The sequence below is a fragment of the Nocardiopsis deserti genome (assembly GCF_008638355.1).
Lineage (GTDB): Bacteria > Actinomycetota > Actinomycetes > Streptosporangiales > Streptosporangiaceae > Nocardiopsis > Nocardiopsis alborubida.
The window spans coordinates 67,771-81,671 of record NZ_ML703348.1 but is presented as its reverse complement, the minus strand read 5'-3'; the positions used below and the strand labels follow the sequence as shown (position 1 = coordinate 81,671).

Annotated in this window: 11 protein-coding genes; 6 read left to right on the top strand and 5 right to left on the bottom strand. The window is 73.8% G+C overall.

Annotation, left to right across the window (positions count from 1 at the left end):
* Window positions 1-120 precede the first annotated feature (120 nt).
* On the top strand, window positions 121-2,319 hold the full coding sequence (locus FYW99_RS03235; protein ID WP_150250067.1) for a TerD family protein: 2,199 nt from the start codon (window positions 121-123) through the stop codon (window positions 2,317-2,319).
* 429 nt (window positions 2,320-2,748) lie between these two features.
* On the opposite strand, the gene FYW99_RS03230 is transcribed toward FYW99_RS03235, so the two are convergent.
* Complete coding sequence (locus FYW99_RS03230) at window positions 2,749-3,636, bottom strand: CAP domain-containing protein (protein WP_223838681.1); 888 nt, start codon at window positions 3,634-3,636, stop codon at window positions 2,749-2,751.
* A gap of 318 nt (window positions 3,637-3,954) precedes the next feature.
* Here FYW99_RS03230 and recO point away from each other — a divergent pair, with 318 nt between their 5' ends.
* From recO to FYW99_RS03210, 4 genes are all read left to right on the top strand, one after another.
* Complete coding sequence (gene recO / locus FYW99_RS03225) at window positions 3,955-4,686, top strand: DNA repair protein RecO (RefSeq protein ID WP_061078333.1); 732 nt, start codon at window positions 3,955-3,957, stop codon at window positions 4,684-4,686.
* On the top strand, window positions 4,683-5,504 hold the full coding sequence (locus FYW99_RS03220) for an isoprenyl transferase (protein ID WP_150250064.1): 822 nt from the start codon (window positions 4,683-4,685) through the stop codon (window positions 5,502-5,504). The genes recO and FYW99_RS03220 overlap by 4 nt, the downstream gene beginning before the upstream one ends.
* Window positions 5,504-6,301, top strand: a complete 798-nt coding sequence (locus FYW99_RS03215; RefSeq protein ID WP_150250062.1) for an SGNH/GDSL hydrolase family protein — start codon at window positions 5,504-5,506, stop codon at window positions 6,299-6,301. The genes FYW99_RS03220 and FYW99_RS03215 overlap by 1 nt, the downstream gene beginning before the upstream one ends.
* 95 nt (window positions 6,302-6,396) lie before the next feature.
* Complete coding sequence (locus tag FYW99_RS03210; protein ID WP_190394535.1) at window positions 6,397-7,209, top strand: SGNH/GDSL hydrolase family protein; 813 nt, start codon at window positions 6,397-6,399, stop codon at window positions 7,207-7,209.
* A gap of 98 nt (window positions 7,210-7,307) precedes the next feature.
* On the opposite strand, the gene FYW99_RS03205 is transcribed toward FYW99_RS03210, so the two are convergent.
* The 4 genes from FYW99_RS03205 to FYW99_RS03190 all read right to left on the bottom strand — a co-directional run bounded on the left by FYW99_RS03205 (window position 7,308) and on the right by FYW99_RS03190 (window position 9,848).
* Window positions 7,308-7,679: a Fur family transcriptional regulator gene (locus FYW99_RS03205; RefSeq protein ID WP_150250059.1), complete on the bottom strand. Its 372-nt coding sequence runs from the start codon at window positions 7,677-7,679 to the stop codon at window positions 7,308-7,310.
* Window positions 7,676-8,578 carry a metal ABC transporter permease gene (locus FYW99_RS03200; RefSeq protein WP_150250056.1) on the bottom strand — a complete coding sequence of 301 codons (903 nt, stop codon included), beginning with the start codon at window positions 8,576-8,578 and terminating at the stop codon, window positions 7,676-7,678. Before FYW99_RS03200 ends, FYW99_RS03205 begins: the two co-directional genes overlap by 4 nt.
* Window positions 8,571-9,404, bottom strand: coding sequence for a metal ABC transporter ATP-binding protein (locus FYW99_RS03195; RefSeq protein WP_150250053.1), 834 nt, complete (start codon window positions 9,402-9,404; stop codon window positions 8,571-8,573). Before FYW99_RS03195 ends, FYW99_RS03200 begins: the two co-directional genes overlap by 8 nt.
* A gap of 72 nt (window positions 9,405-9,476) precedes the next feature.
* Window positions 9,477-9,848, bottom strand: a complete 372-nt coding sequence (locus FYW99_RS03190) for a DUF6703 family protein (protein ID WP_150250050.1) — start codon at window positions 9,846-9,848, stop codon at window positions 9,477-9,479.
* Between the two features lie 325 nt (window positions 9,849-10,173).
* Here FYW99_RS03190 and FYW99_RS03185 point away from each other — a divergent pair, with 325 nt between their 5' ends.
* Complete coding sequence (locus FYW99_RS03185) at window positions 10,174-13,863, top strand: CDP-glycerol glycerophosphotransferase family protein (protein WP_150250047.1); 3,690 nt, start codon at window positions 10,174-10,176, stop codon at window positions 13,861-13,863.
* Window positions 13,864-13,901: the final 38 nt, after the last annotated feature.

Here is a 13,901-nt window from a genome sequence, read left to right as displayed (position 1 = left end):
GTCGGCGCCGACGCGTTCGCAGAGGCCTTCGGGACGGCGGCGGTAGGCGTGGACGCTGTCCGCGCACGGGGTGACGGAGCGGATAAAAGCCGTGGCGGCGGTGGTCGAGGGAGTGCCACGATGCCGTGCATGGTGTACGGCGAGATCATCCAGAGAACCCTGCGCGTCCCCGAGCCCTCCGGCGCGTCCGGAGACGGCTGCGCCGCGACCCGGCGGCTCGACGCCGCGCTGCTGTCCGTGGGCTTCACGCTCACCGGCGGGCTGCGTGCCCGCCTCGAAGGGCTCGCCCCCGAGGCCGTGCTGCGCGAGGCCGGGCTCCTCCTGGACGCGGTCCGGCGGCTCGTCGGCGCCGCCGCCGAGCACAACGTCTACTTCCGCGACTTCCCCGACAACGTTCCCGACACCGTCGAGTTCTGGGCGGAATGCCTGGCCAAGGCGATCGGCGATCCGGCCGGACCGGTTCACCTGGCGCTTCCGGAGGGGCGGGTCAACCTGCTCGACCTGCCCTCCTACGGCCGCTACCAGCACGCCTACGCCGAACTCGCCGCCGCCCGCGACGCGTTCGTTCCTGGGGCCAAGGACCGGCTCACCCCGCTCCACCTGGGCGCGTCCCTGGCCGAGGAGACCCGCACACTGTACGCGGACCTGGCGGGCAGCCCGGTCCCGCTCGGGCAGGACGACCTGGCGCTCCTGGCCGTGCTCGCCGACGAGTGCGCCGACGGGGAACCGCCGCAGGTCATCCCCGTGCGGGAGAACCGCGCCGTGGTCAACGCCGCCCGTGTGCGGGCCGGACACGCCCCGCGCGTGGACACCGCCACCGACGTGCTGCGCCTGGCCCAGGCCCTCTCGGACGGGGACCCCGCCCTGGTCCGGCCCGCCCGCCCGCGCTCCTTCCGCCGCCGCGAGCGGCGCGCGCTGCTCGCCGCCCTGGACGCGGTGATCGCCGACAACCCCGGCAAGCTCGCCGACGTGGGCCGCCACACCGAGGCGTGGAAGCGGCTGGGGGAGGGGCTGCACCCGCACGAGTACCCGGTGTGGGAGCACGCCCGCGAGGTGTTCGCGGTGGCGCGCGGCGACCGCCGCGTGCGCACCTTCGACGCCCGCGTGGAGGCGGCCTTCCTGGACGGCGACGTGACCGCTGCCGTGGACCTGCTGGCCACCGCTCCGGGCATGCTCGTGCGCGCCCTGGACCGGATCCTGGCGGCGGGCGGCGCCGGGACCGGGGAGCCGCTGGCCGCGCGCCTGCGCGAGGTCGGCGACCGCGTCTCCGGCCGGGTGCTGGTCTCCGCGCGCGAACAGCTCGCCAACCGGGACGCTCCCGGCCTGGTGCGCCTGTTCGCCAACCAGTCCGCGCGCGGGCACACGGCATCCGACACCCGTCCGCCGCTGCCCCGGGCCGACACCGTCGCCGTGCTGGAGGCCCTGGACGGCCTGATCGCCCGGCGCCTGCCGGTCCACGACCTGCTCCTGGTGGACCCCGCCGTGCTCTCGGTGGCCGTGCCGCGTTCGGGCAGGGGCGCCGCCAAGGGCATGGGCGTGCTGCCGCGCGGCAGCCGCACCGAGGTGGAGGGGGACCGGCTGCGGTTCTTCGTGCACTGGACGCAGACGGAGACCCGGGAGACCGACCTGGACCTGTCGGTGGAGCTGCTCGACCAGGACTTCGCCCCGGTCGGCCAGGTGTCCTGGACCAATCTCAGGCAGGGTGCGAGCGCTCACTCCGGCGACCTGGTGGCGGCGCCCGCGCCGGGTGGCGCCACCGAGATGATCGACCTGGACCTGTCCGCGCTGGACGAGCGGGTGCGGTACGTGGTGCCGCAGGTGCTCGTCTACGAGGGCGACCGGTTCACCTTCCTGCCGGAGGCCTTCTTCGGCTACATGACCAGGGACGGCGAACAGGGCGGCATGCCCTTCGAGCCGCGGACCGTGCGCGTGCGCTCGGACCTGGAGGGCGAGTCCCGGGTGCTGGTCCCGCTGGTGTTCAGCCGGGGGAGCGGCGGCCGGTGGAACGCGTGCTGGACGCACCTGTTCCTGCGGGGGCGCCAGCACTTCAACCGGGTCGAGGAGACGGGGGCGTCCGCCCGGCTGATGGCCCGCGCCGTCGTGGAGCGCCGCTACCTCACCGTCCGGCACCTGGTGGACCTGATGGCGGGCGCGGGCGCCGAGGTGCGGGAGTACCGGGAGCCGCCCACCGCCGAGGAGGTCGCCGGGCGCCGGGTGGCCTACCTGGGGCTGGAGCGCCCGGAGGGGCTGCCCGAGGGGGTCGGGGTGACCGCGCTGGCGGATCTGCCCTCCCTGCTGCCCGACCCCGGGGCGGTGTGACCGTAGGATCGCCTCCGGGCGGCACCTGCCGGAGCTTCCTTCTCCCGGGAGCACCGTGAGCGGGCGGTACCGCCGCACCGCCGGTGCCCAGCTCCGGCGCTCTCCGCCCGGAAAACCGCGTGACGTCCGGGGCGGGGGCGCGTTAGCCTCGTCCCCGGGCGGCACAGCGGAGGCTTCCTTCTCGGGGTTCGAATCCCCTTTCTCACGGTACGCAGTCTCCGCGCTCTCCGCCCGGTACGGTGAGGCGCCTTCCGGGGGCTTCCTTCTCCCCGCCGCGAGGCACCCTTTTTCCATCGAGTCCCCGGGCTCCCCCCACCGGCGAGGCACAGCGGCGGCTTCCTTCTTCACCAGAGCCCAGCCGCCGCGCTCTCCTCGCACGCGTCGGGCCGCCCTCCCCTCTGGGGAAGGCGGCCCGACGCGCGTTCGGGGTTACTCCCAGCCGAACATCTGGGTCCAGGCGTTGCCGGACTCGCCGACGCCGATCGCGACCAGGTCGCAGTTGAGGATGTTCCTGCGGTGCCCGTCGCTGTTCATCCAGGCGTCCATCACCTGCTGGGGGTTGGTCTGCCCCTTGGCGACGTTCTCCGCGCCCCAGGCGTCGTAGCCGTGGCGGTCGGCCCGGTCCCCGGGGCCCTCGCCCTCGGGGCTCTGGTGGCTCATGTAGTCGCGCCGGTCCATGTCCTCGCTGTGCTCCTGGGCGGCGGCTGCCAGCCGCGAGTCCACCCGCAGCGGGCCGCACCCGGCGTCCGCGCGCTGGGCGTTGACCAGGGTCACGACCTGCTCGGAGACCCCGCCGGAGGGGGCGTCGGAACCGCTGTTGCCGTGGCCACCGCCGTTGCCGCCACCGTCGTTGCCGCCGCCGCCACCGCCGCCGCCGCCACCGCCGCCGCCACCGCCGCCGGACTCCGAGCCGCCGCCGTCGCCACCGCTGTCACCGCCGCCGGTGTCCTCGCCGTCCTCGGGTACGGAGGAGGCCTGCGCGCTCTGCGGCTCGCCGCCGTCCCCGGAGGGCGTCGGCTCCCGCTCCGGCGTCGCGGTGGGCGAGGCGAAGAAGTCGGCGTCCTCGGAGGCCTCGGGCACGAGCGAGTCGTCGGTGACCGCGGTACCGACCCCTCCCTCCTGCGCCTGGCCGTCCGCGGTGTTCCGGAAGGGGCTGAGACCGGAGTCCGCACCGGTGAACAGCAGTGCGCCCGCCACGACCAGGCCGACGGGGACCGCCGCCAGGGGTATCGCGAGCGGTATCGAGCGCCGTCCGCGCCCGGCACGGCGGTGTCGGTCGGCGCTCTTCCTGCGCCTGCCTCGGCGACCACGCGCCATAGGGCCCTCCTCGGGAAGTGGGACGTCGGGGCACGGGCGCGGCGGGACGCCGTTCGCGCGGGGTCCGCGCTCCGGCCGGTCCTCGCTCGTGCCCCGCGGGTCTCGGGTGGACCCGTGTCGGGGAGCGCGCGGGATGCGCGCGGCTGCTCCGGTAGTGCCGCGGGGGAAGGGCGGCTGGCCCGACGCGGAGCGCCTAGCGCGTGAGAGTAGAGCAAATGTCGCAAAAAGGGAAACCAAACTGTAATAAAGCTGGTCATAGAGGGGTTCTGTGCTCCACCGTCCGCGTGGACGGTCCGTGGTATCCGCGACAATGGGGGGGTGAGTCTCTACCGCGACGAGGGTGTCGTCCTGCGCAACCAGAAGCTGGGCGAGGCCGACCGCATCATCACCCTCCTGACCCGGCGCACCGGCCTGGTCCGCGCCGTCGGCAAGGGGGTGCGCCGGACCAAGTCCCGCTTCGGGGCCCGCCTGGAGCCGTGCACCCACGTCGACCTCCAGCTGCACGCGGGCCGCACGCTGGACGTCATCACCCAGGCCGAGACCGTGCGCGCCTACGGCGAGGCGGTCGTGTCCGACTACTCCCGCTACACCGCCGCCACCGCGATGCTGGAGACCGCGGAGAAGGTCGTCGCGGTCGAGAAGGACCCGGCGCTGCGCCAGTTCCTCCTGCTCATCGGCGCACTGCGTACCCTGGGTGAGGGAAGCCACGACTCCCGGCTGGTCCTGGACGCCTACCTGCTGCGCTCGCTCGCCGTCGCCGGGTACGCGCCCTCGCTGGCCGAGTGCGCCCGCTGCGGCAGCCGGGGGGAGCACCGCGCGTTCGCGGTCCACGCCGGAGGTATGGTCTGCACGGTGTGCCGTCCCCACGGCTCCGTGCACCCGTCCCCGGACACGCTCCGGCTGATGTCGGCCCTGCTCGGAGGGGACTGGGAGAGCGCGGACGCCAGCGAGGACAGGCAGCGCTCCGAGTGCAGCGGGCTGGTCGCGGCCTACCTACAGTGGCACCTGGAAAACGGAATCCGATCACTGCGCCACGTGGAGCGTTCTTGAGTCTGTTCAGCTTCGACACCGGTAAGCGGCGGGAGTACGCCGCGCCCGCCCCGCACCCCAGCGGCGCGCGTCCCCCCGAGCTCCCCGCCCAGCTGGTGCCCCGGCACGTGGCCGTGGTCATGGACGGCAACGGCCGCTGGGCCAAGGAGCGCGGCCTGGCGCGCACCGAGGGGCACAAGGCCGGTGAGTCCTCGCTCTTCGACGTGATCGAGGGCGCCCTGGAGATGGGCGTGGCCAACCTGTCCGCCTACGCCTTCTCCACCGAGAACTGGAAGCGCTCGCCCGACGAGGTGCGCTTCCTCATGGGCTTCAACCGCGACACCATCCGCAGGCGCCGCGACGAGATGCACGCGCGCGGGGTCCGCATCAGGTGGGCCGGGCGCGCGGGGCGGCTGTGGAAGAGCGTCATCCGCGAACTCCAGGACGCGGAGGAGATGACCAAGGACAACACCGCGCTCACCCTCCAGTTCTGCGTGAACTACGGCGGCCAGGCCGAGATCGTCGACGCCGCGCGCGAGCTGGCCCGCAGGGCGGCGGCGGGACTGATCTCCCCGGACAAGATCACCGAGGACACCCTCGCCCAGCACCTCTACGCCCCCGACGTGCCGCCCGTGGACCTGTTCGTGCGCTCCTCCGGCGAGCAGCGCACGTCCAACTTCCTCCTCTGGCAGTCCGCCTACGCCGAGTTCGTCTTCCTGGACACGCTCTGGCCCGACTTCGACCGCCGCGACCTGTGGCGGGCCTGTGAGATCTACGCGAGCCGGGACCGCCGCTACGGCGGTGCCGCGCCCAACCCCGTGTCGGAGGAGAAGAAGTGATGGCAGGTTCGGACGGTCCGCTGCTCAGGCCGGGTATGTCGCTCGTCTCGGTGGGCGACAGCTTCACCGAGGGCGTGGGCGACCCCTATCCGGAACCGGGCGCGGGCTTCCGCGGCTGGGCCGACCGGCTGGCCGAGCACCTGGCCGACGACCAGGGCGAGATCGTGTACGCGAACCTGGCGGTGCGCGGCAAGCTCATGCGCCAGATCGTCACCGACCAGATCCCGCCCGCCCTGGCGATGGCACCGGACCTGGTCACCCTGAGCGCGGGCGGCAACGACCTGCTGCGCCCGGGCGGGGACCCCGAGCGGATGGCCCGGATCCTGGACCACACGGTGGGTCGCCTGCGCGCCGCGGGGAGCCAGGTCGTGCTCTTCACCGGAGTCAACGTCACCACGGGCTACATGCGCGGCACCATCGGCCTGTTCGCGCGCTACTACATGCACGTGCGCGCCGTCGCCGACAAGCACGGCTGCCTCCTGGTGGACCAGTGGCCGATGAGGGTGCTCACCGACTCCCGCGCCTGGGACGAGGACCGGCTGCACATGTCCCCCGAGGGGCACCGCCGACTCGCGCTGCGCGTGGCCGAGGTGCTGGGCGTGCCGGTGGCGGAGCGCTGGGACGAGCCGTGGCCGGACAGCGAACCGGTCGGCTGGGCCCGTGCGCGCCGGGAGGACCTGACCTGGGTCAGGGAGTCGCTCGGCCCGTGGATCGGCCGCCGCCTGACGGGGCGCTCCTCCGGCGACACGGTCACGGCCAAGCGCCCGGAGCTGACCCGGATCACCAAGGACCGCTGACCGCCGCCGTCCCGGTGTGAGGTGCCTCCCAAAACGCCGGAAAGGATCAACCTACTGTCGCGTAACCCTGGCGCGGAGTTGGATGATCGGGCATTATGAGCGGTTTTGGGACGAACTTGGTGCACCGGGACATCCTGTCCTACGTCGCCCTCGGTGACAGCTTCACCGAGGGCATGAGCGACCCCTACCCGGACGGCGGCGGCGCGCCCGACGGCCGCTACCGGGGGTGGGCCGACCGCCTGGCCGAACACCTCGCCGACCACGTCGCGGAGGTGCGCTACGCCAACCTCGCGGTGCGCGGCAAGCTCATCGGCCAGGTCGCCGAGGAGCAGGTCCCCCGGGCGGTGGAGCTCTCGCCGGACCTGATCACGCTGTGCGCGGGCGGCAACGACATCATCCGCCCCGGCAGCGACCCCGACGCCGTCGCCGTGGCCTTCGCCGCGGCGGTGCAGGAGCTCAGCCGGACCGGCGCGCGCATCGTGGTCTTCACCGGGTTCGACACCAACTGGCAGCCGGTGATGCGCCACATGCGCGGCCGGATCGCCACGTACAACATGCACCTGAGGGCCATCGCCGACCGCTACGGCTGCGACGTGGTGGACGTGTGGAGCATGCGGGTCCTGGACGACGCCCGCGCCTGGAGCTGGGACCGCCTGCACCTGTCGCCGGAGGGCCACCGCCGTATGGCGCTGCGCGTGGCCGAGGTGCTCGGGGTGCCCGTCGAGGGCGACTGGAAGCAGCCGTGGCCGCCCGCCGACCCGCGCGACTGGCGCTCCGCCCGCCAGGAGGACCTGCACTGGGCGCGCGAGTTCCTGGTGCCGTGGATCGGCCGACGTCTCACCGGGCGCTCCTCGGGAGACAACGTCAGCCCCAAACGCCCCAGCCTGGACCCGCTGCGCCGGGACTGACGCCGTCCCCGGGCGGCACGCCGCCCGGGGACGGCGAACCGCCCGCCGTGGTCGCGGTCCTCACGGCACGGGCCGACCGGCCGCGACCGCGGCCCCTCCTAGGAGCAGTTGGCGCAGGTCCCGAAGACCTCGACGGTGTGCGTCACACCGGTGAAGCCGTGCCGGGCGCCCATCTCGGCGGCCCACTTCTCCACCGTGGGGCCCTCGATCTCCACCGCGGTCGCGCACACCCGGCACACGATGTGGTGGTGGTGGCTCTCGGTGTCGCACGCCCGGTAGACGGCCTCGCCCTCGTCGGTGCGCAGCACGTCCACCTCACCGGAGTCGCTCAGCGCCTGGAGCGCTCGGTAGACGGTGGTCAGGCCGATCTTGGAACCGTCGGCGCGCAGGTCCGCGTACAGGTCCTGGGCGCTGCGGAAACCGGCGGAACCGGTCAGCGCCTCGCGGACCGCCTCGCGTCGTGTACTCATGGTCTCACCCTCCCCCGCTCAGTCTGGGGCATCGTACCGGTCGAACCTCCACCTGCGGGATCGAAAGCCGCCGCGGAGCGGCGCCCGGAGGCGCGGCGCAGCACGCCGCCGACCGCCACGGCCACGCCGAAGACGGCCAGGGCCAGCAGCACGATCGTCGCTCCGGGGGAGAGTTCGGCGTAGAAGGACGTGGTCAGGCCGCCCACCGAGGACAGCAGTCCGATCAGCACGGCCAGGAGCATCGTCACCCGGAAGCTCTTGGTGAGCTGCTGGGCGGCGGCGACCGGGACGATCATCAGCGCGCTCACCATGAGCACGCCCACCACGCGCATGGCGATCACCACCGTCAGCGCGGCGGTCACGGCCAGCAGCACGCTCAGGAAGCGCACCGGCAGCCCGTGGGCCCGCGCCACCTCCTCGTCCTGGCAGAGCACGAACAGCTCGCGGCCGAACACCGCCACCACCGCGACCACCCCGGCGGTGAGCACGCCCACCACCCACAGGTCGGACTCCTCCACCGTGCTCACCGAGCCGAACAGGTAGGAGACCAGCGTGGCGTTGCTCGCCCCGGGCGTGAGCCCGATGAGCAGCACGCCACCCGCGATGCCGCCGTAGAACAGCAGCGCCAGGGCCACGTCCCCGCTGGTGCGGGCGCGCACCCGCACCAGTTCGATGAGCACGGCGCCCAGCGTGGCCACCACGGCCGCGGTGAGCACCGGTGAGGTGCTGGTGAGCAGGCCCAGCGCCACCCCGGTCAGGGCGACGTGGCCGATCCCGTCGCCCAGCAGGGCCAGGCGCCGCTGGACGAGGTAGGTGCCGATGATGGGGGTGACCAGGCCGACGAGCACCGCCGCGATCAGCGCGCGCCGCATGAACTCGTAGTGGAGCAGCTCAGTCACGGCCGGGCACCTCGAGTCGGATCATCTCCGCGGCCGTGGCGCCCACGGAGTCGGGAGCGTTGGGGTCGGGATGGGGGTGCTGGTGCTCGTGTCCGGGTCGCGCGCACTCGCCGGTGGGCGCGGGGGCGGCGCCGTCGTGCACCACGCGGCCCGACTCCAGCACCACGGCGCGCTCGATCACGTTCTCCAGCGGACCCAGTTCGTGCAGGACCAGGACCACGGTCGCGCCGCGCTCGCGCAGGCGGGCGATGGTGTCGGCCAGCGCGCGCTGGTTCTCGGCGTCCACACCGGCCATGGGCTCGTCCATGACGAAGGTGTCGGGCCGCCCGGCCAGGGCGCGGGCGATGAGCACGCGCTGCTGCTGGCCGCCGGAGAGCTCGCGCACCGCGTCGCGGCCCCGGTCGGCCAGTCCGACGGCCTCCAGGGCCTCGTCGACGGCCGCGCGGTCGGCGCGGGTGGGCAGGGACAGGCGGCGGCGCGAGGCGACCTGCCCGGAGGCGACGATCTCGCGGACGGTGGCGGGGACGGCGCCCCCGGCGGTGAGCCGCTGGGGCACGTAGCCGATCCGGCGCCAGGCGCGGAACCCGCGCAGCGGGACGCCGTGCACCAGGACCTCGCCGGAGGTCAGGGGCACGATGCCCAGCATCGAGCGCATCAGGGTGGACTTGCCGGAACCGTTGGGGCCCAGCACGGCCATCGTCTGGCCCGCGGGCACGTCGACGCTCACACCGTCGAGCACGGGGGCCCCGTCGTAGGCCACGCGTGCGTCGACGGCCTGGAAGGCGGGCGGCGCGTCGCCCGCTACGGCCGTGAACTGGTCAGACACCGTTCCATTATCACGAAAACGAAAATGATTGTCAAAATATGACGGATTCGTGATCTTCCCGGTGCCGCCGGGTCAGTAGCCCAGGACCCGCGCCACCGCCAGCACCAGTACGACCACCACCATGAGCACCCGCGCCGTCCGCGGCTGGCCGCCGAGGGAGGGCCAGGTCAGGAAGGCCAGCCACGCGACGAACGCCGCGACCAGCAGCAGGCACACCGCGCCGACCGGTCCGGGCGCCATCAGCCCCGCGATGAACAGGGCGCCCACCGCCAGCGGCGCCAGCCACCGGGGGCCCTGGTGCAGCCACACGAGCGGCACCGCGCTGCGCTCCTCCACCGCCCTGCGCAGTCCGCCCGTCCTCCTCGCGCGGGGGGAGTCCCCCTCGCGCCGGGGTCGGTCCTGGTCTGGACGCCGCTTCTCGTCACCGTGTTCGGGAGGGGCCATGCTGTCCGTGTCCGCTTCTGGTCCGTGCCGCCGCCGGACAGGCCCGCGCGGGGGCACGCCCATCCGGAAAAGGTGGGCGCTGGGTCCGCCGGGCCTGTGATACTTGTGTCCTGAACCCTAGTGCAGGGCCCCGGCCCGTCGCCGGGCGCCGGTGCGGCTCCGCCGAGTGCCTTCCCCCACCTTCCGCGCGGCGCACCGCCATCGGTACCGTGTTGACTCTTAGTCACAAAAGTTTCACGTTCAGCTGTCAGTCGTCTGATGCACGCGGCCAGCGCGCCCAGCCGCCCGCGCGGCCCGTCGAACCCTCCGGAGGGTGTCAACTTCCGTGCTCGAAGCCACTGTCATCGTGACGTTCGACGTCACCGAGCCCCACCTACAGCACTGCCTCGACTCCCTGGCCCGCCAGCGCGACGACGGCGGGACCGGCGAGCCTCAGGCGGACGCGCAGGTGGTCCTGGTCCCCGTCCGCGACGGTGACCGCCTCCGCGCCGACGGCGCCGAACCCGCGGCCGAGTCCGCCTCCGAGACCTCCGACGCAGAGTCCGGCGGTGACGAGGACATGGCCGAGAACACCGAGGCCGACACCCGCGGGGAGGAGAACGAGCAGGGGGACGAGGCCGTCGAGCCCGCCCGCGAGGACGCGCTCGCCGCCGCCGCCGCGTTCGCCGCCTCACCGCCGCCCGGCCTCACCGCCGTGCTCCTGACCGGCGGGCCCGCCCCCGACCGCCCCGCCGCCCGCGCCCGCGGCGCCGCCGCCGCGCACGGCACCCACCTGCTCTTCCTGGAGGGCTCCGACGCCCTCACCGGCTACGCCCTGGCCTACCTCCTGCGCAGCGCGGGCGACACCCGCTCGGACCTGGTCGTCGGCAACGCGTACAGGTTCGACGAGCTGGGCGCCTCCCCCTCCAAGGCGCACCGCAGGTCCTGCGGCAGGCACCGCATGGCAGAGGACCCCCGCACCGTCCCCGGACTGGCCGCGGACGCCACCCTGGGCAACAAGCTCTGGCGCAGGGGGTTCTGGGACTCCCTGTCCGACCACTCCCTCGCCCCCGAGGACGCCGACCTGGGCCTGCGCCGGGCCGCCCTGGCAGCGGAGACCGTGGACACCCTGCCCGGCCCCGTCCTTCTCATGCGCCGGCGCGAGGCCGCCCTCCCGTCCCTGGACAAGGCCGTGCTCACCCGGCGCCTCACCGCGATGGGCGACCTCGCCGCCGACCTCGCCAGCGCCGACCGCGAGCTGTGGGACCGCACCCTGCTCAGCGGTGAGCTGCACCAGCTCCTCCTGCGCCTGGACGACGCCGACGAGGAGTCCCGCGAGGCCGCCGTCGACCTGCTCAACGCCTACCTCGACCACGTGCCCGCACGCCTCCTTCGCGGCCTCAACGTGCTCGACCGCCTCCTGTACCACCTGGTGCGCAAGCGGCGCACGGCCGACGTCCTGGAGGTCGCGACCTTCGCCAGGAGCGTCGAGATCAAGAAGGCCACCGTCGTGCGGCGCGGCCTCGGCTACTACGTCAGCTACCCCTTCTTCGAGTCGCGGGACCCCGCCCGTGCGGTGCCGCGCGAGGTGTACCGGCTCGGCGAGGACATCCGGGTCCGCCAGAAGACCGAGGACGTCCGCTGGTCGAACGGCCGCCTGCACGTCAGCGGCCGCGTCGGCATCCGCCACCTGCGCGCCCGCAGGCGCTGGCAGCAGCACCTGGCGGCCTTCGCCGTCAACACCTCCACCCGTCGCCGCGTCCGCGTGCCCGTGCGCGTGCGGCTCGCCGCCGAGTACCGCCTCCCCGACGTCATCGACGCCGCCCGCCACGACCACGGGGGCTTCACCGTCGTCGTCGACCCCCGCAAGCTGCGCTCCTCCGGCGGGTGGGAGCCCGGCGACTGGAAGCTGGAACTGGTCGTCCTCAACCGCGGGATCACCCGCCGCAAGATCGTGGCCAACCCCGTCCCCGGTCCGCCCGAGCGCCCGGGCTACCACCGCGTGGACGGGGACGTGTGGGTGCGCCCGCACTGGAGCAGGGACCGCCAGCTGCTGATCAGCGTCGAACCGGCCCGCGCGCGCGTCGCCGAGCACCGCTTCGACGCCCGTACCGGTGTGCTGGAGCTGGAGGGGGAGCTGGTGTCCGCGCCCGCGGCCGAGGCCACCGGGCTGCGCCTGACCCGCCGCCCCGGCACCGCCGCGCTCACCTACCCGGCCACCGTCCACGGCGGCCGCGTCACCGCCCGGGTGCGTGCCGACGAGCTCTTCGACCGAGGCGTCACCGAGTGCGGCGGCGTGATCCGCCAGGAGGAGTGGGACGTCCACCTGGTCACCCCGGACGGGCAGGCCCTCGCCCTGGTCCTGCCCGACGAGGCGGCCACCGCCGCCTACGCGGCCGAGGACGGCCACCGCGAGCTGGCCGTGCTGCGCACCGCGACCGGTCACCTCAAGCTGCGCGCGGGCCACGCCCGGCCCGTGGTCGACCGCGCCCGCTGGGAGGGGCGCGCCCTGCTGCTGGAGGGGGAGTTCTCCGCCGACGCCGACCTGGGCCTGGTCGCCCGGGCGCGCGGTCGCGACGAGGAGCACCCGCTGCGGGTGGAGCGCTCCGGCAGCCGCTTCACGGCCCGGTTCGCCCCCGCCGACATCCCCACCCTGTCCGGCGAGCTGTCCCTGCCCGCGGGCACCTACCAGCTGTGGGGCCGGGTCAGCGACGCCGCCGGGGGCGCCGTCGACGCGACGGACGTGGGCGTGGAGTTCTCCGACGCGCTCATCCCCGGCCTGCCGCTGGAGATGCAGACCAGCGAGCGCGCCTACACCCTCTCCTGCCAGGGGCGCGGCGTCCCCGTGCTCCGGGTGGGCAGCGACCTGCGCCCCGCCGAGCGCGGCACCTTCGCCCAGCGCGAGCTGCGCGAGCGCCACTACCCGGACCGGCGCCGCGAGCCCGTCACCGAGGGCGTGCTCTTCGACAGCTACACCGGCCGCCAGTACTCCGACAGTCCGCGGGGCGTCTACGAGGAGCTGCGGGGGAGGGCGCGCTGGGCGGAGTACCCGATGTCGTGGCTGGTCGCCGACGGCCAGGTGCGCCCGCCCGAGGACCTGACCGCGGTGCGGCACCGGGGCCGGGAGTACTACGAGGAGCTGGCCCGCACCCGTTACCTGGTCACCAACTCCCGCCAGCCCCCGTGGTTCCACCGCCACCCCGACCAGGTGGTCGTGCAGACCTGGCACGGCTCGATGCTCAAGCGGATCGGCTTCGACGTCGAGAACATCCGCGGCAAGTCGCGCGACTACTTCGACAAGCTCGCCTGGGAGACCGCGCAGTGGGACTACCTGGTCTCGCCGAGCCCGTGGGCGACCCCGATCCTGCGCAGCGCCTTCCGCTTCGAGGGCGAGGTGCTGGAGACCGGCTACCCGCGCAACGACATCTTCTTCGCCCCCGACCGGGAGGCCGTCGCCGAGCGCACCCGCCGAAGGCTCGGCCTGCCCGAGGGCAGGAAGGTGGTGCTGTACGCGCCGACCTGGCGCGACGACAAGTACTACACGCGCGGCAGGCACAAGCTGGACCTGCACCTGGACCTGCGCCGGATGTACGACAAGCTCGGTGACGACCACGTGCTGCTGGTGCGCAGGCACCCGCGGGTGGTGGACAGCGTGCCGATCGTGGGCAGGGACTTCGTTTACGACGTGTCCCTCTACCCGGAGATCATGGAGCTCTTCCTCATCACCGACGTGCTCGTCACGGACTACTCGTCGATGATGTTCGACTTCGCCAACACCGGTCGGCCGATGCTCTTCTTCACCTACGACCTGGAGAGCTACCGGGACAACCTGCGCGGGTTCTACTTCGACTTCGAGGAGACCGCGCCGGGCCCGCTGCTGACCGGGTCCGACCAGGTCGTCGAAGCCCTGCTGGACATCGACGAGGTGGCCCGGCGCAGCGGGGCCGCCTACCGGTCGTTCGTGGAGCGGTTCTGCCCGCTCGACGACGGCCGCGCCGCGGCCCGGGTCGTGGACCGGGTCTTCGGCGAGGGGTGATCCGGGGGCGCGTCCCGGGGGTCGTGCGCCCCCGGGGC

Coding starts and splice junctions, on each gene's coding strand:
- FYW99_RS03215 (WP_150250062.1), top strand. CDS start 5,504: ATGGCAGGTTCGGACGGTCCGCTGCTCAGGCCGGGTATGTCGCTCGTC.
- FYW99_RS03190 (WP_150250050.1), bottom strand. CDS start 9,848: ATGGCCCCTCCCGAACACGGTGACGAGAAGCGGCGTCCAGACCAGGAC.
- FYW99_RS03205 (WP_150250059.1), bottom strand. CDS start 7,679: ATGAGTACACGACGCGAGGCGGTCCGCGAGGCGCTGACCGGTTCCGCC.
- FYW99_RS03210 (WP_190394535.1), top strand. CDS start 6,397: ATGAGCGGTTTTGGGACGAACTTGGTGCACCGGGACATCCTGTCCTAC.
- FYW99_RS03230 (WP_223838681.1), bottom strand. CDS start 3,636: ATGGCGCGTGGTCGCCGAGGCAGGCGCAGGAAGAGCGCCGACCGACAC.
- FYW99_RS03235 (WP_150250067.1), top strand. CDS start 121: ATGCCGTGCATGGTGTACGGCGAGATCATCCAGAGAACCCTGCGCGTC.